Source organism: Bifidobacterium sp. UTCIF-38, from assembly GCF_006454495.1.
GTDB classification, from domain to species: domain Bacteria; phylum Actinomycetota; class Actinomycetes; order Actinomycetales; family Bifidobacteriaceae; genus Bifidobacterium; species Bifidobacterium callitrichos.
Genome location: NZ_JFAL01000008.1, coordinates 108507 through 129352 on the forward strand (window position 1 = coordinate 108507; position 20846 = coordinate 129352).

Annotated in this window: 23 protein-coding genes and 1 pseudogene; 22 read left to right on the forward strand and 2 right to left on the reverse strand. The window is 62.7% G+C overall.

The features are described from left to right. Window positions 1-82: 82 nt before the first annotated feature. From BW11_RS04395 to BW11_RS04485, 19 genes and pseudogenes are all read left to right on the forward strand, one after another. A complete protein-coding gene (locus BW11_RS04395) occupies window positions 83-2170 on the forward strand; it encodes a bifunctional indole-3-glycerol phosphate synthase/tryptophan synthase subunit beta (protein ID WP_140444803.1) in 2088 nt (695 codons plus the stop codon). A 27-nt stretch (window positions 2171-2197) separates the two neighbouring features. Next, window positions 2198-3070, forward strand: a complete 873-nt coding sequence (gene trpA / locus BW11_RS04400; protein WP_140444804.1) for a tryptophan synthase subunit alpha — start codon at window positions 2198-2200, stop codon at window positions 3068-3070. Window positions 3071-3115: 45 nt separating this feature from the next. Next, the gene (gene lgt, locus BW11_RS04405) at window positions 3116-4045 is read left to right on the forward strand and encodes a prolipoprotein diacylglyceryl transferase (RefSeq protein WP_140444805.1); all 930 of its coding nucleotides are present in this window, start codon (window positions 3116-3118) and stop codon (window positions 4043-4045) included. Between the two features lie 63 nt (window positions 4046-4108). Next, window positions 4109-4777, forward strand: coding sequence for a ribulose-phosphate 3-epimerase (gene rpe, locus BW11_RS04410; protein WP_043166536.1), 669 nt, complete (start codon window positions 4109-4111; stop codon window positions 4775-4777). Between the two features lie 99 nt (window positions 4778-4876). Continuing rightward, window positions 4877-5140 carry a phosphoribosyl-ATP diphosphatase gene (locus BW11_RS04415; RefSeq protein ID WP_043166534.1) on the forward strand — a complete coding sequence of 88 codons (264 nt, stop codon included), beginning with the start codon at window positions 4877-4879 and terminating at the stop codon, window positions 5138-5140. A 106-nt stretch (window positions 5141-5246) separates the two neighbouring features. Then, window positions 5247-6098 (forward strand): ATP phosphoribosyltransferase, encoded by an 852-nt coding sequence (gene hisG, locus BW11_RS04420; RefSeq protein ID WP_043166533.1) that lies wholly within the window; start codon window positions 5247-5249, stop codon window positions 6096-6098. Between the two features lie 34 nt (window positions 6099-6132). Continuing rightward, window positions 6133-6753, forward strand: a complete 621-nt coding sequence (locus BW11_RS04425) for a CDP-alcohol phosphatidyltransferase family protein (protein WP_140444806.1) — start codon at window positions 6133-6135, stop codon at window positions 6751-6753. A gap of 27 nt (window positions 6754-6780) precedes the next feature. Next, window positions 6781-7764, forward strand: coding sequence for a DUF881 domain-containing protein (locus BW11_RS04430; RefSeq protein WP_181162490.1), 984 nt, complete (start codon window positions 6781-6783; stop codon window positions 7762-7764). Next, entirely contained in the window at window positions 7765-8097 is a 333-nt protein-coding gene (locus BW11_RS04435; RefSeq protein ID WP_043166530.1) for a small basic family protein, read from the forward strand. A 15-nt stretch (window positions 8098-8112) separates the two neighbouring features. Then, the gene (locus BW11_RS04440) at window positions 8113-8979 is read left to right on the forward strand and encodes a DUF881 domain-containing protein (RefSeq protein ID WP_140444808.1); all 867 of its coding nucleotides are present in this window, start codon (window positions 8113-8115) and stop codon (window positions 8977-8979) included. A gap of 90 nt (window positions 8980-9069) precedes the next feature. Beyond that, entirely contained in the window at window positions 9070-9507 is a 438-nt protein-coding gene (locus BW11_RS04445; RefSeq protein WP_043166528.1) for an FHA domain-containing protein, read from the forward strand. A gap of 57 nt (window positions 9508-9564) precedes the next feature. After that, window positions 9565-10203: a MerR family transcriptional regulator gene (locus BW11_RS04450; protein WP_140444846.1), complete on the forward strand. Its 639-nt coding sequence runs from the start codon at window positions 9565-9567 to the stop codon at window positions 10201-10203. A 43-nt stretch (window positions 10204-10246) separates the two neighbouring features. Continuing rightward, a complete protein-coding gene (locus tag BW11_RS04455) occupies window positions 10247-10636 on the forward strand; it encodes a hypothetical protein (protein WP_140444809.1) in 390 nt (129 codons plus the stop codon). Between the two features lie 140 nt (window positions 10637-10776). Then, window positions 10777-12204, forward strand: a complete 1428-nt coding sequence (locus tag BW11_RS04460) for an SdrD B-like domain-containing protein (RefSeq protein ID WP_140444810.1) — start codon at window positions 10777-10779, stop codon at window positions 12202-12204. A gap of 3 nt (window positions 12205-12207) precedes the next feature. After that, the gene (locus BW11_RS04465; RefSeq protein WP_140444811.1) at window positions 12208-13191 is read left to right on the forward strand and encodes a branched-chain amino acid ABC transporter permease; all 984 of its coding nucleotides are present in this window, start codon (window positions 12208-12210) and stop codon (window positions 13189-13191) included. Further along, a pseudogene (locus BW11_RS04470) lies at window positions 13184-14245 on the forward strand (ABC transporter ATP-binding protein); the annotation flags it as partial. The gene BW11_RS04465 and the pseudogene BW11_RS04470, both read left to right, overlap by 8 nt. A 74-nt stretch (window positions 14246-14319) precedes the next feature. Next, on the forward strand, window positions 14320-15132 hold the full coding sequence (locus BW11_RS04475; RefSeq protein WP_375137630.1) for an ABC transporter ATP-binding protein: 813 nt from the start codon (window positions 14320-14322) through the stop codon (window positions 15130-15132). A 298-nt stretch (window positions 15133-15430) separates the two neighbouring features. Beyond that, window positions 15431-16708 carry an ABC transporter substrate-binding protein gene (locus BW11_RS04480; RefSeq protein ID WP_258184539.1) on the forward strand — a complete coding sequence of 426 codons (1278 nt, stop codon included), beginning with the start codon at window positions 15431-15433 and terminating at the stop codon, window positions 16706-16708. A gap of 164 nt (window positions 16709-16872) precedes the next feature. Beyond that, window positions 16873-17487, forward strand: coding sequence for a hypothetical protein (locus BW11_RS04485; protein ID WP_140444813.1), 615 nt, complete (start codon window positions 16873-16875; stop codon window positions 17485-17487). Between the two features lie 122 nt (window positions 17488-17609). Here the strand turns inward: BW11_RS04485 and BW11_RS04490 are convergent, their stop codons facing one another. Beyond that, the gene (locus BW11_RS04490) at window positions 17610-17870 is read right to left on the reverse strand and encodes a hypothetical protein (RefSeq protein WP_140444814.1); all 261 of its coding nucleotides are present in this window, start codon (window positions 17868-17870) and stop codon (window positions 17610-17612) included. A gap of 291 nt (window positions 17871-18161) precedes the next feature. Between BW11_RS04490 and BW11_RS04495 the strand changes: the two genes are divergently transcribed. From BW11_RS04495 to BW11_RS04505, 3 genes are all read left to right on the forward strand, one after another. Then, window positions 18162-18563 (forward strand): DUF3592 domain-containing protein, encoded by a 402-nt coding sequence (locus BW11_RS04495; protein ID WP_140444815.1) that lies wholly within the window; start codon window positions 18162-18164, stop codon window positions 18561-18563. Window positions 18564-18769: 206 nt separating this feature from the next. Then, window positions 18770-19078 (forward strand): hypothetical protein, encoded by a 309-nt coding sequence (locus BW11_RS04500; RefSeq protein ID WP_140444816.1) that lies wholly within the window; start codon window positions 18770-18772, stop codon window positions 19076-19078. A gap of 202 nt (window positions 19079-19280) precedes the next feature. Continuing rightward, a complete protein-coding gene (locus tag BW11_RS04505) occupies window positions 19281-19472 on the forward strand; it encodes a type II toxin-antitoxin system RelB/DinJ family antitoxin (RefSeq protein ID WP_043166511.1) in 192 nt (63 codons plus the stop codon). A gap of 793 nt (window positions 19473-20265) precedes the next feature. On the opposite strand, the gene BW11_RS11790 is transcribed toward BW11_RS04505, so the two are convergent. Then, on the reverse strand, window positions 20266-20664 hold the full coding sequence (locus BW11_RS11790; RefSeq protein WP_140444817.1) for a tyrosine-type recombinase/integrase: 399 nt from the start codon (window positions 20662-20664) through the stop codon (window positions 20266-20268). Between the last annotated feature and the right edge of the window lie 182 nt (window positions 20665-20846).

The window sequence follows — 20846 nt, forward strand, 5'->3', positions numbered from 1 at the left end:
CAGAATGTAGGACACGACGGCACTGTGAGACGGACCGTGGCCTAGAGTGACGCATGATCGACCACCACGACAAGGGAGGATCATGTCAGTATTGGACGAACTGGTTGCGGGTGCACTGGAGGACCAGCGCACCCGCGAGCGCAGCGTATCGCTTGAGGATGTGAAGCGTGCCGCACTGGCGGCCCCGGCCCCGATCGATGCGATGCGATGGCTCAAGCGCGCCGACGGCATCCCCGTGATCGCCGAGATCAAGCGCGCATCCCCGTCCAAGGGACACCTCTCCGACATCCCGGATCCGGCCGCACTGGCATTGGAGTACGAGAAGGGCGGCGCCAGCGCGATCTCCGTGCTGACCGAAGGCCGCCGGTTCCTCGGTTCCCTCGACGATTTCGACAAGGTGCGCGCCGCGGTGCATATCCCCGTGCTGCGCAAGGACTTCATCGTCACCGACTATCAGATCTACGAGGCACGTGCGCACGGCGCCGATCTGGTGCTGCTCATCGTCGCCGCTCTGGACGACGCGACGCTCGGGCATCTGCTCGAGCTGTCGCACGAGCTTGGCATGACCGTGCTCGTCGAGACCCATACGCGTGAGGAGATCGATCGTGCGATCGCCGTCGGCGCCAGGGTCATCGGCATCAACGCCCGCAACCTCAAGGATCTGAAGGTGGACGTTAACAAGTACAACGAATTGGCCGCGAACCTGCCGGACGACGTCATCAGAGTGGCGGAATCCGGCGTGTTCGGCGCCGTGGAGGTCGAGGACTACGGCCGTGCCGGCGCGGACGCCGTCCTCGTCGGAGAAGGCGTGGCCACCGCCGACGACCATGAGCTGGCGGTCGAACGACTAGTAAAGGCAGGAGCAAGAGTGAAAGCATCCGAAACCACCCCGTTGAGCGAACATCACGGACCGTACTGGGGACAGTTCGGCGGCCGCTACGTACCCGAGGCGCTGATCACCGCCCTGGACGAGCTGGAGCGCGTCTACGATGAGGCCAAGGCCGATCCCGAGTTCCACAAGGAGTTCATGACGCTTCAGCAGCGCTATGTGGGTCGCCCCTCGCCGCTGACCGAGGCGCCGCGCTTCGCCGCGCTCGTGAGGGAGAAGACCGGTCTCGATGCACGCATCTTCCTCAAGCGTGAGGATCTGAACCACACCGGCGCCCACAAGATCAACAATGCGCTCGGTCAGGCGCTGCTCGTCAAGCGCATGGGCAAGACCCGCGTGATCGCCGAGACCGGAGCCGGTCAGCATGGCGTCGCCACCGCCACCGTCTGCGCTATGTTGGGTCTCAAGTGCCGCATCTACATGGGCCAGATCGACGCGCGCCGTCAGGCCCTCAACGTGGCCCGCATGCGCATGCTCGGAGCCGAGGTGGTCGAGGTCACGCTCGGCGACCGCATCCTCAAGGACGCCATCAACGAGGCGCTGCGCGACTGGGTCACCAACGTCAAGGACACCCATTACCTGCTCGGCACCGTCGCAGGTCCGCACCCGTTCCCCGAGATGGTGCGCGACTTCCAGAAGATCATCGGCGAGGAGGCCAAGCAGCAGCTTCAGGACTGGTACGGCATCGACCATCCCGACGCGGTGTGCGCGTGCGTGGGCGGCGGCTCCAACGCCATCGGCGTGATGAACGCCTTCCTCGATGACGAACGCGTCAACCTGTACGGCTACGAGGCCGGCGGCAACGGCCCCGAATCCGGCAGGCACGCCATCCGCTTCGCCCCCGGCACGGGTCAGCTCGGCATGTTCCAGGGAGCCAAGAGCTATCTGCTGGAGACCGATGAGGGACAGACCCTCGACACCTACTCGATCTCCGCCGGACTCGACTACGCATCCGTCGGCCCCGAACACTCGTGGCTCAAGGACATCGGTCGCGTCAACTACTCGTGGGCCACCGACGAGGAGGCCATGAACGCCTTCCGCGACCTGAGCCAGACCGAGGGCATCATCCCCGCCATCGAAAGCTCGCACGCGGTCGCAGGCGCCTACAAGGCCGCCGCCGACCTCAAGGCCAAGGGATACGACAAGGCCGTGATGATCATCAACATCTCCGGACGCGGCGACAAGGACATGGCCACCGCCGGCAAGTGGTTCGGATACCTGACCGATGATCAGACCAAGGCGCTCGAAGTCACCGGAGCGCACGGCAACACCGTGGCCTGAGACAAGAGGAAGAGGAGATTTCCCATTATGACGAACGCAGCAACCACGCCATCCGGACAGCCGCTTGGCATCAGCCACAAGCCCAGCCAGACCGAGGCGCTGTTCACCCGGTTCAAGACTGAGAACAAGCCCGCCTTCATCGGATACCTGCCGTACGGGTTCCCTGATCCGGACACCTCGCTCGAGGCGTTGCGGACCATGGTCGAACACGGGGTGGATGCCGTCGAGATCGGTCTGCCGTACTCCGACCCGGTGATGGATGGACCGGTCATCCAGGCCGCATCCTCCATCGCCCTCAACAACGGCGAGACCATCAGGCGCGTCTTCGAGGCCGTCGAGACCGTGGCCAACGCCGGCGGAGTCCCGCTGGTCATGAGCTACTGGAACCTGATCTACCATTACGGCGTCGAACGGTTCGCCACCGACTTCGAGAACGCCGGCGGCGCCGGTCTGATCACCCCCGACCTCATCCCCGACGAGGCCGGCGAGTGGATCGAGGCGTCCGACAGGCACGGTCTCGACCGCATCTTCCTGGTGTCCCCGGATTCGTCCACCGAACGTCTCGAGATCGTCTCCCGCAACGCCCGCGGCTTCGTCTACGCCGCCGCGCGCATGGGCGTCACCGGAGAGCGCGCGCAGCTCGACGCCTCCCCGGAGCTGCTCGTCGAACGCACCCGCAAGGCCGGTGCGACGAACGTGTGCGTCGGCATCGGCGTGTCCACCGCCGAGCAGGGCGCGAAGGTCGGGGCCTATGCGGACGGCGTCATCGTCGGTTCCGCACTCGTCCACACGCTGCTTGCCGACGACAACAGGACCGCGCGCGACAAAGCCGAGGGGCTGAGGCTCCTTGCCGCCAAGAGTGAGGAACTCGCCCAAGGCATCCACGGCGCGCGCAGCTGACAACGGTTCCGACGCGGATTCGCATGCCGCGCGTAGGATGAAACCATGAATCTCGCGTATATTCCCTCGCCGACGTTCTCCAAGTTCCAGATCGGCCCGGTGACCATCCGCATGTACGCGGTGTGCATCCTCATCGGCGTATGCTTCGCCGTCTGGATCCTCACTCGCAGGTGGAAGCGTGTGGGCGGCACCTTCGATCAGGTGCTCGACACCACGTTGGTCACCGTGCCGTGCGCGTTGGTTGGAGCCCGCCTCTACCACGTGTTCACGACCCCCGACATGTACTTCCCCCCAAACGGGGACCCCGCCGACATCGTCAAGGTGTGGGAGGGTGGCATGGCCATCTTCGGTGGCATCGGCGTGGGCGCTCTGGTCGCGTTCCTGTGGTGCCGGCATCGACACTACCCGTTTGCGATGTTTGCCGACTGCCTCGCTCCGGGACTGCTCGTCGCGCAGGCCATCGGCCGACTCGGCAACTGGTTCAACCAGGAGCTGTTCGGCTGGCCGACCACCCTGCCGTGGGGCCTCAAGCTCAACGACTCATCCGACGCGATCGGCCGCACCGAGGTGTGCTATCAGGGGACGGCATGCCCCACCGGCACGCTCTTCCACCCGACGTTCCTCTATGAGATGATCTGGAACCTCATCGGCGCGGCTCTCATCGTCTGGATCGGCCGTCGGTTCGCAGACCGACTCAAGGCGGGGCAGCAGTTCGCCATGTACATGATCTGGTACGGTCTCGGCCGCAGTTGGATCGAGAACGTCCGCATCAACTACTCCACGGTGATCCTCGGCCTGAGGACCAACGTGTGGACCGCGATCCTCGTGTTCCTCGCCGGATGCATCCTCTTCGTTGTGCTGCATCGCATCGGCCAGGACACTTCGACGCTGAGCGAACGACTCGTCGCGGTCACGGCGGACGAGTTCGAACGCCAGCGTCTCGAAGAGGAGCAACACGGGAAGAACAGGCGTTGAACTTCCGGCGACATTCTCGCCAATGCACGACATCGTCCGAATTGATAGATAAGGTATGAAATCATGAAGAAGATTGAAATCGCACCCAGCATCCTGTCCGCCGACTTCTGCAACCTCGAGCGTGACCTCAAGGCCATCGCCAACGCCGATCTGGTCCACGTCGACGTGATGGACCATCATTTCGTGCCGAACCTGACGCTTGGCGAGCCGATCGTCAAGCGCATCTGCGAGGTCACCGACCTGCCCGTCGACGTTCACCTCATGATCGAGGATCCGGATCGCTGGGCCCCGGAGTACGCCAAGCTCGGCGCCTCCTCCGTGTCCTTCCACATGGGCGCCACCCACGCTCCGGTCCGTCTGGCGCGCCAGCTGCGGGACATGGGCTGCAAGGCCTGCTTCGCCGTGCGTCCGGCCGAACCGGTCGAGCCCATCTTCGACATCCTCGACGAGTTCGACATGATCCTCATCATGACCGTCGAGCCCGGCTTCGGCGGTCAGAAGTTCCTCGACAACCAGATGGCCAAGGTGCGTCGTCTGCGCGACGAGATCACCCGCCGTGGCCTGTCGACCAAGATTCAGGTCGACGGCGGCGTCAGCCCGAAGACCGCGCACATCGTGGCCGAGGCCGGTGCCGACGTGCTCGTGGCCGGTTCCGCCGTGTACGGGGCCGACGACCGTGCGGCAGCCATCGACTCCATCCGTGACAAGGCGGCCGCCGCCTACCGCGACTGAGCGCGACGCGACGAAGGGCCCGCATCGGACGAGCCGCGTCACACGCGTCACATACCGCGTATAACGCCACACAACAACAGAAAGCATCAATCACACATCATGAAGACGTTTGAATCCCTGTTCGCCGAGCTGAGCGAGAAGGCCAAGACCCGTCCCGAAGGATCCCTGACCGTCGAGGAGCTCGACAAGGGCACCCACTTCATCGGCAAGAAGATCGTCGAGGAGGCCGGAGAGACCTGGATCGCCGCCGAATACGAGGGCGCCGACCGTACGGCCGAGGAAATGAGCCAGCTGCTATACCACGTGCAGGTCATGATGATCAAGCACGGCCTCACGCTCGAGGACGTCTACAAGCACCTGTGACCGCGTGCTCCGCGCAACATGACCAACGGTCATGACATGACTAGCGGAGCACCTCCCGTGACACTCATCAAGCCGCGTGAACCATGGCGGCACTAAGGGGAAAACCATGCTGAGAATCGCCGTACCCAACAAGGGCATGCTGTCCGAGCCCGCTTGGAACATGCTGTCCGAGGCAGGATACCGACTGCGTTCCAATCCACGACAGCTCGTCGTCGAGGATCCCGATAACGACATCGAACTGTTCTACCTGCGTCCTCTGGACATCGCCGTGTACGTCGGCAGCGGCACCATCGACTGCGGCATCACCGGCGAGGACCTGCTGAAGAACTCCGGCACCGAGGCGCTCGAGCACATGCCTCTCGGATTCGGAGCCTCCACGTTCCGCTTCGCCGCGCCCAACGAGTCCTCCTTCTCCAAGCTGGAGGACATCGAGGGCAAGCGGGTCGCCACCTCCTTCGACAAGCTGGTTCACGATTATCTGGTCGAACACGGCATCAACGCGCAGACCATCCATCTGGACGGCGCCGTCGAATCCTCGGTGCAGCTCGGTGTCGCCGATCTCATCGCCGACGTGGTGTCCACCGGAACGACGCTGCGCAACGCCGGTCTGCGTATCTTCGCCGATCCGATCATGCATTCCGAGGCCTGCCTGATCCGTTCCCCGCGTCTCGATCCGAAGGACGAGCGCCTCACCGTGCTCAGCCGCCGTCTCGAAGGCGTGCTCACGGCACAGCGCTACGTGCTCATGGACTATGACATTCCGATCTCCAAGGTCTCCGCAGCCGTGGCCGCGGCCCCCGGTTTCGAAAGCCCGACGATCTCCCCACTGCACGACAAGCAGTGGAACGCTGTGCGCGTCATGGTTCCGAAGGCCAAAGTCAACCAGATCATGGACAAGCTCTACGAGGTGGGCGCCCGCGGCATCATCGTGACCGCGTTGCAGGCGTCCCGCATGTAGCCGTACGGCCCATGCGTGTACAGTGAATCGAAGCATGACCGAGCACAACGTCACATCACGGTACAGTCCGGAGGCGAAGGACATCTATCTGACCGTCCCGAACCTCATCAGTCTGCTACGCATCATCTCCATTCCGTTCATCGCATGGCTGATGGCACGACATGAGATGGTGCCGGCGCTGATCGTACTTGCGATATCGTCCGCATCGGACGGCGTCGACGGCATTCTGGCGCGCAAGCTCGACCAGGTCAGCAAGATCGGGCAGATCCTCGACCCTCTGGCCGACCGTCTGCTCATCTTCTGTTCGATTCTGGCGCTCGGAGTGGCGGGCATCATCCCTTGGTGGATGCTCATCGTCGTCGGGCTGCGTGATCTCGTCATGGCGGTGCAGGTGCTGTGGATCGCGCAGTACGGGTACGGCCCCCTGCCCGTACATTTCGTGGGCAAGGCCGGTACTGCGCTGCTCATGATGGCGATCGTCGCCCTGACCGTGGCCGACCTCGGAACCGGATCACTGTTCCGACTGCTGCATCTGGCCGCACTGGCCGCCGGCATCTGGGGCATCGCCATGTACTGGCTTGCCGGATACATCTATTTCCGTCAGGGTGTCACCGTGCTGCGTCAGGAACTGCCGCGCCAGCATGGCAGGGCCTGAGTCGTGGAGTAAGCAGGGCGTAGCGTGATGAACGATCTCGAGCCGATGCCGGCATCCTATCCGGTGGATCGCGCACAGTCCGTGCCCCGGCGCCGATCGACGTTCTCGCGCACCTATCGTGGGCTGATCACCCATCATCTCGCCCCCGGCCCCGATGTCGACGAGAGGGAGCGGGAACGTCGTCGTCGTGTTCGACAGGACGAATCGCTGCGTCTCATCGACGATCTGACGAACCGTCCCCTCGACCCCATCTATCTGGATTCGAATCTGGCCACGCATCGGGATACCGCATTGTCGAAATGGTCGATGCGCATCCTGTGCTTCCTCGTATGCATCGGCGTGGGGTTCCTCGGCAGCCTGTTCGTCCAGCAGCTGCATTCCGATCCGCGTCGGGAGGTGCGCGCGTCCCTCGCCTCGCAGCTGGAGACGTCCCAATCCAACGTGGATATGCTCTCCGGACAGATCAACGACCTGCGATCCAAGGTCGAGGCTCAGTCCGATCGACTGGACGTCACCGGTTCGAGCGAGACCGTGCTCAATGACGAGATGGCCAGCGGTCTAGTCAAGGTGACGGGGGAGGGGATCACCCTGACGGCCTCCAACCCGATCGCCGCCGCCAATGATGGTGCGAACGGTGCATTGCCCAGAGAGAGCGCGGGCAGCCATCTGCGCGTCATCACGGACGGTGATCTTCAGCTGCTGGTCTCGCTGCTGTGGCAATCGGGGGCGGAGGCCATCTCCATCAACGGCCATAGGCTCGGGGTCCAGACCTCGATCCGCACCGCAGGAGGCGCCATTCTCGTCGGCCTCGACGCGGTATCCAGCCCGTACCGGATAGAGGCGATCGGCAACAGCGGCGATCTGTCCGCATCCGTCGGACGTAAGCGGCTCGGCGCACTCTATGACGCCTATCAGAACGCCGGCATCACCCTGCAGGTCAAGGAGTCGAAAGGGCTTACACTGGAAGCGGCCGTAGTGGGCGATCTCAACTACGCAAGGAGGGCGGAATAGATGGCGGCGGTTCTGGGTCTGATCATCGGCGTGGTGATCGGTGTGTTCGTGCAGCCCGACATCCCCGTGTGGGTGCAGCCGTACCTGCCGATCATGGTCGTCGCCGCGCTCGATGCCCTGCTGGGTGCAGCCCGCGCCTATTTCGAACGCCGCTTCTCCGATCGTGTGTTCATCATCTCGTTCTTCGCCAACGTGATCACCGCCACCCTGCTGGTGCTGCTCGGCAACCAGCTTGGCGTCGGCTCGCAGCTGCAGACCGCAGTCATCGTCGTGCTCGGCATCCGCATCTTCTCCAACGTGTCGGCCATCCGCCGGTTCATCTTCCGAAGCTGACGGGGTGACATGCGTATGGTGGGTATGAGACGGGACGGACGCGACGGGCGTCGTAACGGCGGGGAGACGCGTGACGACACCGTCACGCGGATGAAGGCGCATGTCGAGGCGGAGGGGCGCAACGACGACCTGGCCACCGGGTCCTTCCCCCAGGTGGGACGTGCGGGGAATGGCAAGCGTTCACTGGGAGGCTCCGGCCTGCGGGCCAAGCTGCTGTCCTCTACGCTGGTGGTCCTTATGTGTGCGCTGCTGGGATTCGGCTACATGACGCAGATCAACAACACGCAGTCCACATACGAGACGCTCAGTGAGGACGAACTCGTCAGACTGATCAACGAGACCAGCAATCAGGCGCAGCTGCTGGAACAGCGCAAGAACGAGCTGTCCAGCCAGCTGTCCAGTCTCAAGGCGGCGGCCGACCAACGCGAGCAGGCCGAGAAGATCGCCAAGCAGAACGAGGAGACCAGCGGCATCATCTCCGGTAGACTCCCGGCGCAGGGCGAGGGAGTGGTCATCACGATCATGCGCGGCACGAAGCAGAACATCGACGCCGCGAGCCTGTTCACCCTCATCGAGGAGCTGCGCAACGCCGGAGCCGAGGTCATCTCCGTGGGCGACGTTCGCGTCGTCACCTCCACGTCGATCACCGCCGACGCCGACGGCAACCTGATATGCGACGGCGTCACTCTGGACACCCCGTACGTGATCCGTGCGATCGGCAATCCCGCAGACCTGCAGAACGCCGTCAATATCGCCGGAGGCATTGGATCCAGACTCAAGGTGATGTATGGCTCGCGGGTCACCGTCACGCAATCCGATGACGTGACCATCGATGCGGTGCGCGACCCCGCGACATACAAGTATGCGAAAGCCGCGGAGTGAACGGGGCTCTCGGCGTTTCCCACGACTTCAGCACGCCTCGCGCGAGTTGGTCGATGCGGAATGGAAATCATTGGCTTAGAATGATGAATTATGACTGAACCGATTCCTAGCGCAGGCGAAACGACCATCATCGGTCTTCCCGCCATTACCATTCCCGTGACCGCCACCGGCGACCGTCCTCTCACCCAGGAGGATCTGGATACCATCTCCCGTCTTTCCCCGGGTACGGCGCTGCTCATCTCCACGCGAGGGGCGGTCTCCGGATCGCGATATCTCCTCGACGAAGACGAGGTGAGCGTCGGGCGTGATCCGAAGTCCGACATCCTGCTTGACGATTCCACCGTCTCCCGTGCACACGCGGTGTTCCGTCGTGTCAACGGAGTGTTCTCCGTCATCGATGCCGGATCGCTCAACGGCACGTACGTGAACCGTCAGCGTGTCGATCAGGCGACGTTGAAGAATGGCGACGAGATCATGATCGGCAAGTTCCGTCTCGTATTCTTCACCCAGTCGGCGATCGTCGCCTGAACACCGGTTCGGGCGAATCCATCAGAAGGACCACATGGGGGAGCGGCGATGACCGACATGGACGAGACCAGACCGCGACTGCGCATATGGTCCGACGGTCCAGCGGTCGGCGATGACGACGCCGTGCAGGGGGAGCTGTTCGCCACTCCGGAGGACAGTGAGCCCAAACGCGGCTATCGCGGCACCGTCGCATCCAAGGTCGCCGGCATCACCTACCGGCAACTGGATTACTGGGCGCGCAAGCAGATAGTGGAGCCGTCGATCACCCCGTCGCACGGTTCCGGCTCGCGCCGCCTCTACTCGTTCAAGGACGTCGTTATCCTCGCCGTATCCAAGCGTCTGCTCGATGCCGGAGTGAACCTGCAGAACGTCACCGCGGCCATCGGATTCCTCACGCAGCGTAGCACCAGACAGCTGGAGAACATCACCATCATGTGTGACGGCCAGCACGTGCACGAATGCACCACCAACGAGCAGATGCTCGATCTGCTGCAGAGCGGCAAGGCGGTGTTCGCGGTGTCCGTAGGATCATTGTGGCATCAGATCCGACAGGCGCTGGAGGGGGAGGACTATGTCGATCTCCAGACCCATCCGGCCGTCCGATCGACCGGCCGTCCTATCGATGATCTGACCGCGGCACGCATGCGCCGGAAACTCGAGGCGCAGCGGCTGGCCCGGCACAGCGCGGTCGCATGATGCGGGACCGTGATACGGGCGATACGGGTGAAAGGGGTCTGACATGCTGGATCTGATGCCCGCCATGCTGTGGTGCCTGGCACTGCTGGCATCGGTGGCCGTCATCATCACATGCGTCATCCGAGGACGTCTGCTGCATCGGTATTCCGGTGCAGTCCCCATCGTCTCATGGAATGTGGTCTACGCGCATGTGGCCTGCGTCGTTCTGGGTTCCTCCCCGTACATGGTGTACGTGTGGTATGCCGACGGGGACGCATTCGACCCCGATGTACGTGACTTCTACGCATCATGGGGCTGGCCCAGCGCCGTCGTCTTCATCCTGCTGCTGATCGTCCAGTGGATCTGCATGTACGTGCAGGCGCGTCGCGCCGCGCGCAGCCAGATGGATGCCGTTCTCGGATCGGTGCATGCGTCAGACCGGTCCGATCTCTGATTGCTTCGATTGCTCTGATTGCGGACATTATCCGCACGTAACGAATCGGCATCTACGGAAACGAGGGAGAAACAGAGGCGCAACGGCGCGCGTAACTTGCCTCTCTAGATTGTGGAAGCAAATCCAGAGAGGACATTCACATGGCAGCCGTAACCATACAACGGCGTCATCGAATGGGATTGCTACTGTTCGCATGTACAGCGGTTTCGACCCTACTGATGGCGTTTCTTATCATCATTCCGCCAGTCCCCGCGCAAGCGGCCGAGGCGGTTCCCGCCTGCAACCCCTCCGCGACGAACGGATGCGTCAACGGCATCCTGCAGGATGCGGGCAAGACCCCGATCGCCGGAGTGGAGATCACACTGAGCGGAACCGAAACCGCGACCACCACCACTGATGCCAATGGCAATTGGGCGTTCAGCGTGTCCAAGGACGGTACATACACCGTCACCATGGACAAGTCGGTCGCCGAGAAGCATGGGCTCAAGGCCGCAAGCGCCACCGTCGACGTCAAGATGAACAGCTTCGACAAGGCGCGGCAGGTGGTCCGCTTCGACAAGCCCGCACCGAACGCTTCGACGAACGCGAGCGGCGGATCCTCGTCCGATGCCTCCGGATCGTCCGGTTCGACATCGTCGAATACGGGATCGGCCTCAGGTGATGGGGGTTCGTCGATCGGCGCCAACATCGGCGCCAGATTCTGGCAGCAGCTGTTCTCCGGCGTGATCTTCGGCCTCATGCTCGGCCTCATGTCCGTGGGTATGAACTTGGTCTACGGCACCACCGGCCTGAGCTCCTTCTCCCACGGCGAGCAGGTCAGCCTCGGTGGTCTGATGGCGTATGTGGGTACGCAGGTGCTGCACTGGCCCCTCATCCCTTCGGCGATCTTCGCGGTCGCGGTGGGCGCGCTCACCGGATGGATCCAGAACGAGATCGTCTGGGCTCCGCTTCGACGCAAGCGCGTCGGCACCATGCAGCAGATGATCGTCACGATCGGCCTGTCCATGGCGCTGCAGTATCTCTTCCAGTTCTTCTTCGGCGGCGACATCAAGGGCATCGTCAGGTCGGTGCCGTCAAGCTTCAGCCTCGGTCCGATCACCACCGATGCTCCGACGCTCATCTCGGCAGGCATCGCGATCGTCGTCATCGTCGGCGTCAGCCTGTTCCTGTACAGGACGCGCCTCGGACGTGCCACCCGCGCCGTGTCCGACAACGCGGCGCTGGCCGCCGCGTCCGGCATCAACGTCGAACAGGTGGTGCGGATCGTGTGGATCATCTCCTGCGCGATGGCTGCCCTGTCCGGAGTGCTGTTGGGCGTATACCTCAACGGCATCTCATGGAACACCGGTGCGACGCTGCTGCTGCTGATGTTCGCGGCCGTCACCCTTGGCGGCCTAGGCACCGCGAACGGCGCGCTCGTCGGATCCCTGATCATCGGCATCGTGGCGGATATGAGCTCGCTCATCATCCCCAACGACATGCGTTACGCCAGTGCGCTGGCGATTCTCATCATCGTCCTGCTGGTACGTCCGCAGGGCATCTTCGGCAAGCAGCAAAGGGTGGGCTGAGACATGGACCTCATGACCGTCATCACCAATACGCTGGGCGAGCTCATCGCCCCGACCACGGCGGCATACGCGTTGGCCGCCATCGGATTGAACATCCACTTCGGCATGACCGGACTGATGAACATGGGCCAGGCGGGATTCATGCTGCTCGGCGCATACGGATTCGCGATCGTGCAGATGATGGGAGGCAACCTGTTCGCCTCGCTATGCGCCGCGATCGCACTGGCCGTGATCTACGCGCTACTGCTGGGCATCCCGACCCTCAAGCTCGGACCCGACTACCTCGCCATGGTCACGCTCGCGGCCGCTGAGATCATCCGCATCATCGGCAGATCCACCGCGATGACGGAGCTCACGGGTGGTTCGGCCGGCATTTCGCCGCAGGACTTCACCACGCAGTTCGAAGGCATCTCACCGCTGCCGCAGGGGTCGACCACGTTCCTACTGTGGACGTACTCGAACAACATCGCTGATTCATGGTGGCTGCGCATCGTGGCCTGGGTCCTCGTGGCGGTCGCCGCCCTCCTATGCTGGCGCTGGTTCCACTCGCCGTGGGGGCGCGTGCTCAAGGGCATCCGCGAAGATGAGAACGCGGTCCGCTCTCTCGGCAAGAACGTGACCGTCTACAAGATGCAGGCCCTGATCCTCGGCGGCATCTTCGGTGCGCTCGGCGGCGTCGTCTTCGTGCTGCCGCGCTCGGTCCAACCCGATTCGCTGGGACGAGCGGTCACCTTCTACGCGTGGACGATCCTGCTGCTGGGCGGTGCCGCCACGATCTTCGGACCGATCGTCGGCTCGTGCCTGCTGTGGGTGCTGCTCACGTTCGTCAAGGAGCTGATGCGCGGCGCGATCCCGGACACGGTGATCTCATCGAACCAGGTCGAATCGCTCGGCTGGGTGATCGTAGGCGTCGCGCTGATGTGCCTCGTGATCTTCAGACCACAGGGTCTCCTGGGAGACAGAAAGGAACTGGCCTTCAATGTCTGACAACGCATTGCACAGGACGACTGGTGCGGATTCCGGCAACAGGAACGAGGAGACGATCGCCGGCGTGACCGCCGCCAACCTCTCCGAACGGGACGTGAACCCAACCGAACCCGGCAAGCCGTTCCATGATCTCGCCCAATGGGCCACCAAAGCCCCTGAAGGTGAGCATCTGATCTCCACCGCGTACGGCGACAAGGTCCGCGAGGATCTGGAGTTCGTCGAAAACAAGCCTGGAGTGCACAAGCCCGACCCGATTCTCGTGGCCGACAAAGTGACCCGTCGATTCGGCGGCATGACCGCCGTCGACGTCGACCATTTCGAGATCGAACGCCATGGCATCACGGCGCTCATCGGACCGAACGGCGCCGGCAAGACCACGTTCTTCAACCTGATGACCGGCTTCGACACCCCCAACACGGGCTCATGGCAGTTCGACGGCAAGGATCTGGCCCACGTACACCCCGAACAGGTGGCTCGCATGGGCATGGTCCGCACCTTCCAGCTGACCAAGGTCATGAGCCGTCTGACGGTCCTCGACAACATGCTGCTCGGCGCGCCGGTCCAACCCGGTGAGGGCATGTTCCGTGCGCTCATCCCCGGATTGTGGCGCAGGCAGGAGAAGGCCAACATCGACAAGGCCGAGGCGCTGCTGGAGCGTTTCCTGCTGATCAAGAAGAGGAACGACTTCGCCGGATCGCTTTCCGGTGGCCAGAGGAAGCTGCTGGAGATGGCCCGCGCGCTGATGTCCGACCCGCAGCTTGTCATGCTCGACGAGCCGATGGCCGGCGTCAACCCGGCGCTGAAGCAGTCCCTGCTGGACCACATCATGGCGCTGCGCGAGGAGGGGACGACCGTGCTGTTCGTCGAGCACGACATCAACATGGTCCGTCACATCGCCGACTGGGTGACCGTCATGGCCGAAGGCAGGATCGTCGCCGAGGGGCGGCCGAAGACCGTGATGAACGATCCCGCCGTCATCGACGCCTACCTCGGATCCCACGCGAACATCGATCTGGGAGATGACTCCGTTGTAGCCGATCTGGAGGCGGGAGACGTGAACGGACCTGGATCCGTGGGATCCGCCGGATCCGCCGGATCCGACGACGAACAGAAGGGGGAGCACTGATCATGAGCGACACAGATGTCATGCCGACCGCAGACACCCGTCCGCGCGCCGAAATCCACGTGGGGGAGCCGGAGGGCGAACCCCTGCTCGACGCCGTCGACCTCGTCGCCGGATACATTCCCGGCGTCAACATCCTCAACGGGGCGTCCCTGACCCTGCACCAGGGCGAGATCGTCGGCATCATCGGCCCGAACGGCGCCGGAAAGTCGACGCTGCTCAAATCCCTGTTCGGTCTCGTTCACATCCATTCCGGACACCTGATCCTCAAGGGGAGGAACATCACGAACCTGCGGGCGGACAAGCTCGTCTCCCTCGGCGTCGGCTTCGTGCCGCAGACCGAGAACGTGTTCCCCAGCCTCACCATTGCCGAAAACATGCACATGGGCGCCTATCAGGCGCCGAAGAAGTTCAATGAGCGCTTCGACTACGTGTGCTCGATTTTCCCCAGACTGGGGGAGCGCAAGGACCAGCTCGCAGGATCGCTGTCCGGCGGCGAACGGCAGATGGTGGCCATGGCCCGTGCACTGATGATGAACCCCTCCGTACTGCTGCTCGACGAGCCGTCCGCCGGTCTGTCCCCGATGCTGCAGGACGAGACGTTCATCCGCGTCCGTCAGGTCAACAAGGCGGGAGTCTCGGTCATCATCGTCGAACAGAACGCCCGACGCTGCCTGCAGATCTGCGATAGGGGATACGTGCTCGATCAGGGACGCAACGCCTACTCCGGTCGAGGCCGCGACCTGCTTGAGGATCCGAAGGTGATCTCCCTGTACTTGGGCAATCTCGAGGAGGAGGTCAAGGAGGAGGGCCGATGACGGTGCGTATACGTCCTTTCGGAGCCACTCGACGTGCCTGAGCACGCCTTCGAGCTGCCGAAAGGACGTCTCCGCACACGTCATCGACCCTCCTTCCCATTTTGGTCGATGATTCATGTTTCCGTAGGTTTTCGGACTTCATGCGACGGTTACATGGCAACAATCTGGGCGAATCACGCGGAGTCTAAGGTGAATCCCAAGATTCGAGAGGGAAACGGGGAAACGAAGACTCGCGTCGATAATCACTGACATCGAACACCATTGCCCGTTAAGGGCTTGAGAGGAAGTGGTGATTCATATGTTGAATTCCAAGAAGATGATGATTACGGTTACGGCGGCCGTCGCGGCTGCGGTGATGGCACTCGCCGGATGCGGTTCGTCCAGCTCCGGTTCGAGCGGCACAAGCGGCGGTGATTCCGGCTCCGGCAAGGTCGACACCTTCACGCTTGGCGGCCTGTGGCCGGAGACCGGTTCGCTCGCCTATCTGGCGCCTCCTGAACTGGCCGCGGAGAAGCTCGCCGTCAAGGACATCAACGCCGCCGGCGGCGTGCTCGGCAAGGATGTGACCACCGTCGACGCCGATACCTCCGATGCGGACCATGCCGATCAGAACACGTCCGCCACCCAGTCGGTGCTTTCGAAGAAGCCGTCGTTCATCATCGGCCCCGCCTCCAGCTCCGTGGTCAAGAACGTGTACAAGTCCATCACCGAGCAGGAGATTCCGATGCTTTCCATGGGTGCCACCAGCTCGGACTTCTCGGGTCTGAGCCCCTACTTCTTCCGCACCGTTCCGCCGGACACCGTGCAGGGCACCGTGCTCGGCCAGGTCATCGCTCAGGATGGCGTCAAGAACCTCGCGGTCGCGGTGTTCAACGACGAGTACGGCACCGGTCTGCGTGACACGGTCGTAAAGACCGTCAAGGACGCCGGCGTCAATATCGTCTACGGTGAGAAGGACGCCTTCGACCCGACCGAAACGAACTTCTCCTCGATCGTGACCGCCATCAAGGCCTCCAAGCCCGATGCGATCGCCGTGATCGCCTTCGATCAGACCAAGCCGCTCATCAAGGAGATGGCGTCGCAGGGCATCGACACCCACAAGCTGTACTTCGTCGATGGCAATACGGCCGACTACTCGAAGGATCTCGACGCCGGACTGCTGGAAGGGTCCAAGGGCACCATCCCGGGCGTCATGGCATCCGACGAGTTCCAGAAGCAGCTCGTGGCAGCCTACGGCAAGGATATCAGCACCTTCACATACGGTGCCGAAACCTATGACGGCATCATCCTCGCCGCGCTTGCGGCGCAGAAGGGTGGATCCGCCGATGGTGAAACCATCCAGAAGAACATGGCCGCGGTCTCGGGCGCGAACGGCGGAACCGAGTGTTCGACCTACAAGGATTGCCTCGCCGCGCTGAAGTCCGGCAAGGACATCCGCTACAAGGGCGTCACCGGCATCGGCCCGTTCAACAAGAGCAACGATCCGAGCTCCGCCAACATTGGCGTATACAAGTTCGATGCGAAGAACGTCCCGAACTTCGATCACGCCCAGGAAGGCGAGGTTCCGTCCAACTGATTCGGCGTCGTCTGATTTCCGGCTGACGGCGTCTGTTCGGACGGACCGTTGTCGGATGCGCCTCGGGGAGGGTGCCCCGTCACATGGCTAACTTCGAATGCCATGTGACGGGGCACCCTCCCTTGTTTGGACGTTCATCCGCGTGTACGTGTCCGCGACGTCGTATGATCAAGCCATCCCAACGAAACCCAGTCGAAAGCGTCACATCCATGTCTCCCGTCGACCAGTCCATGCTTGCCGTTCTCATGTCGTCCGCGGCGTTGCTTATCATCGCCGGCCTCACACCCCTGCCAGTGCTTATCGCCACCCGCACTCCGTTGGCGGCGGTTCTTCGGCGTATCCGTCTGTTCTCCGGCCGTCGTGCACTGCACGTGGCCGTAACCGGCGCTGACGGGCGATGCGCAACCGGTACGCTCCGGCCTGCGGCCGACTGGACGGGGATGCTGGATGCGACAGTGAGCGCGCGCGATGTCCGCGGCATGGTCGAAGGACTGTCATGCGGGGAGGCGCTCATGCAGTGGATGTTGGCGATCGTGCGTGACGGGCGCATCCGGATTCGTGCCGCCGCCCTCGCATTCGCCGCGAATCTTCCCGAGGGCCGGAGGCTGCGTCGTCGTGCGGCGACGCTCGTACGTACCGGCAGGCTGAAGGATATCGTGGCCGCCGTATTCGGACCCGACGGTGCATGGGCCGCCGATAAGACGATGCTTGGCATCGGTCCGTCGGCTGGGATGACTGTGCGTTGCGGGAACCACGCGGTGACTGTCGAAAGGGCGTGATGCGACTGGCGTTCTTGTCGGTAATGACGGCAATCGCCGTATAGCATTGGCGGACTTCGCCGTCTCGTCGCGGGCTCGTCGTGGGCTATTCGGATTCCTTTTTCTCGATGAATAACCCGGTATCAGCCGTCATTGGAGCCGTCGATGTCGCCATCATCCGATTGATCATCGCTCGTGTCAGCCGGTGTCTGCTTTGCCGACGTCGGTTCGGCGGTTGCGACCTGTTCGCCGCATGCGGTCATCGAGAAGAGCAGCGCCGGGCAGGCGAGCAACAGCAGTGCGGTTCGCAACGTCTTGGCTTTTGAATCGGTGGTCATCGTCGTCAATCCCCTTTGATGAATGATGTGGCTCCCCATTGGGCCGCTGTTCTTCAATTCTCTCATGTGCGGTGAGGCTACGCGTGGTCGACATGCGTGAGAGTGGTCACACGCCACTGGTGTGTGATGGATCTGGTGGACTGAGGCATGTTCACGGTGCCGTGATGGTCATCACGTCGGTTTTCGCCTACTGACTGTCTTCCGGGATGCCGAAGGATCTGCGCGGCTGGTTCGGGTTGGACATGATCGGGCCTCCTTCGACGTGGACTGGACGGGGGATGGGGGCTATGTGGCCGCGAGGGTGGGCGTGGGATAATAGGAGCGTTGGGTTTCACATGGGCAACAAGGGGGTGCGTCATGTTCGAAGGTGTCATCACGTTGCTGCTTGGCCTGTTCTTTCTCAGCCTGACGGTGTTCGCCGCGTTCGACGAGCACCGGTTGAACAGGCGAGCCACCGCCACGACCACGGGCACCGTGCTGCGCGAGGAGATCATCAAAGGCGACAACGGCATCATCGAAGACAGCCATTACGTGATCGAATACGAGGTGGGCGGCGACATGTTCGAAGTGACCACACAGAAGGGGGACCACAAGCCCGGCGATCGGATGGACGTCGACTACGACCCGGCTCATCCGAAGACCGCGCGAGCCACCGCCGACCGGAAAGACCGCGTGGACGGGATGCTTTTCATCCTCATAGCGGTATTCGCCATACCGACCGCCATCGGCGCGTGGCTTATCGTGTCGAACATCGGATGAATCGCGGGTGCGCTCGTTGCAATCTTCCGGTTGCACCGATGTGCGCCGCACCCGCCTTTGGCGGGGCGTGGCATCCCCGACGCATAGCGGGACGGGTCCGCTGGTTTCTTCTACGACTTCCTGCCGATGAGCGTCGAATGGGTCCGTTAGACCAAAGTGTGCATTTCTAACTTACATAGTAGCTACTACGTAATTACAATGGAGTTATGAGCAAGTGGAACAAGGCAGCAAGACTGGTCAGCGGGGTCCGGGATGGGCTCGCGCTGCTGGATGATGACGAGCGTCGCCGGGCAATTGAGGCGCTGCGTTCCATCGTGTACGAGGACATGTTCGGCACGGGTTCGCAGGAACTGCCAGCCGACGCCTGCGTGAGGTGCGGTTCCATCGGCATCGTCCGCGGGGGTATACAAAAGGCGGCAATCAGCGCTGATGCTGCAAAGATTGCAGCCGCACGTTCACGGCCAACATCGGCCGCGTGCTCGGCATGTCCAAACTGCCGGTGGAGACGTGGATGACGTACGTGGAGGCGTTCATCGACCAGTTGCCATAGCGGACCCACCGAACAGCGTGGAACCATCGGACGTCAGATCCGCAACGGCGTGTACCGGCTCACGCGCAGCATGTACGTGCGCATGCCCATGCCCGTGTGACGGACGATAGCATGTATCAATCGGATGGACTACGATGTAGCTACCAACCCGATTGGAGGACAATCCTATGAGCGTGCCGACTACCACCATGAGAATCGACCCAGAGTTGAAGGACGAGGCCAACAAGGTGCTTGGTGAACTCGGCCTGAGCCTGTCCGGAGCCGTGACCATCTTCCTCAAGGCCGTCGTACGCGAACAGGGACTGCCCATCGATATGAGCATCAAGCCGGGCAAAAACGATGGGAGCAATCGACCGTGATGACAAAACACGCCTGTTGTGATGTCATTCAGGCAAGGGACCCGCAGCAGGGTCTTTCATGCGGGGACGGCGAGGGGGACGGCCATGAATCAGCGGACGGACTTGACTGCAATGACCCATGAACACGCAACCATGGATGATCGGATTCGCCCCCGCCGGCTCCTGGCAGTGCTGATGGCAGCCGTCTTGGCCGTTACCGCCATGACGGGCTGCGCCGCCGGCGGTGGCGAATCCCCTCCCAGCTCCGCCACTACAAATCCTGGATACGCTCCCGAGGCGAAGCCGCCAACACAATCCACGAACGACATACAGCAGCGCACCGACCTCCATAACGAGCACGTATCCTCATGGAACCGATACGAAGTGGCCTCGGACCACTCGGTTCGCGTGTTCTTCTACATGGGCGACCCGCAGTGCCACGGCGTACGAGCGGCCGTCGACGAAGACGCCACCACGGTGCGAATCACCCTTTACGAGGGAACCCTACCCGACGCGCCAGCCGAATGCACCACTCTCGCGGCGAGCACATCCCTTCTCATCACTACACGAGAGCCCGTCGGAACACGCTCAGTCATCTCTGGCAACTGACGATACCGTCCGCTAAAAACTTCTCCTGCAACAGGTCAAAAACCATAGCATGGGTTCCATGCGTTCACGCAGTGGCGGACAACCTCATGTTAATAGGAATGCACACTTTGGCCTAACAGACCCTAATCGAATGGGCGAAGAGCCGATGCCGGGATTGCCCGGTCATCGACCAGTGTCTCAGGTACGCGCTGGATCACAACGAGATCTACGGCGTGTGGGGCGGGATGGCCGCCGCATGGGGGAGCAGCGGCGACCCGTTCGACTCGACGGCGTTCAGACGGACCGCGTGAGCGGGGGTCCGCGTCTTGCCGCCGTCATTGATGAGCTTCTCCATGCCGTCGACCGCCTTGGCGAGCATGAGCGCGTCGGTATGGGTGTAGATCATGTCGGTGGTGTCGATGTCGGCATGGCCGATGAGCTTCTTGCGCACAAGGTCGGGAACGCCGTTGCGGGCCATCATGGTGGCGGCGGTGTGGCGCATCGAATGGATGCTCGTGTAGGAGAGTTTCACCCGGTCGAGCGCCCGCGCCCATGCCTCGCGCGCCGTCTCGCGGATCAGAGGGTTGCCGCGCGATGATGTGAACACGAGCGCGTCCGGGCGCATGCCGCGGGTCCAGATGATGACGCGGACGACCGGGGCGACGACACGGACGATGATCAGAACGACTCGAGCGACGACGATTCCACTGACGATAACGACGACTGAAAAGTCGCATGAAAGACGTGAAGGCCGCCCCCGAACCACCGGTCCGGGAGCGGCCTTCACGTCATATCGGAATGACCGGC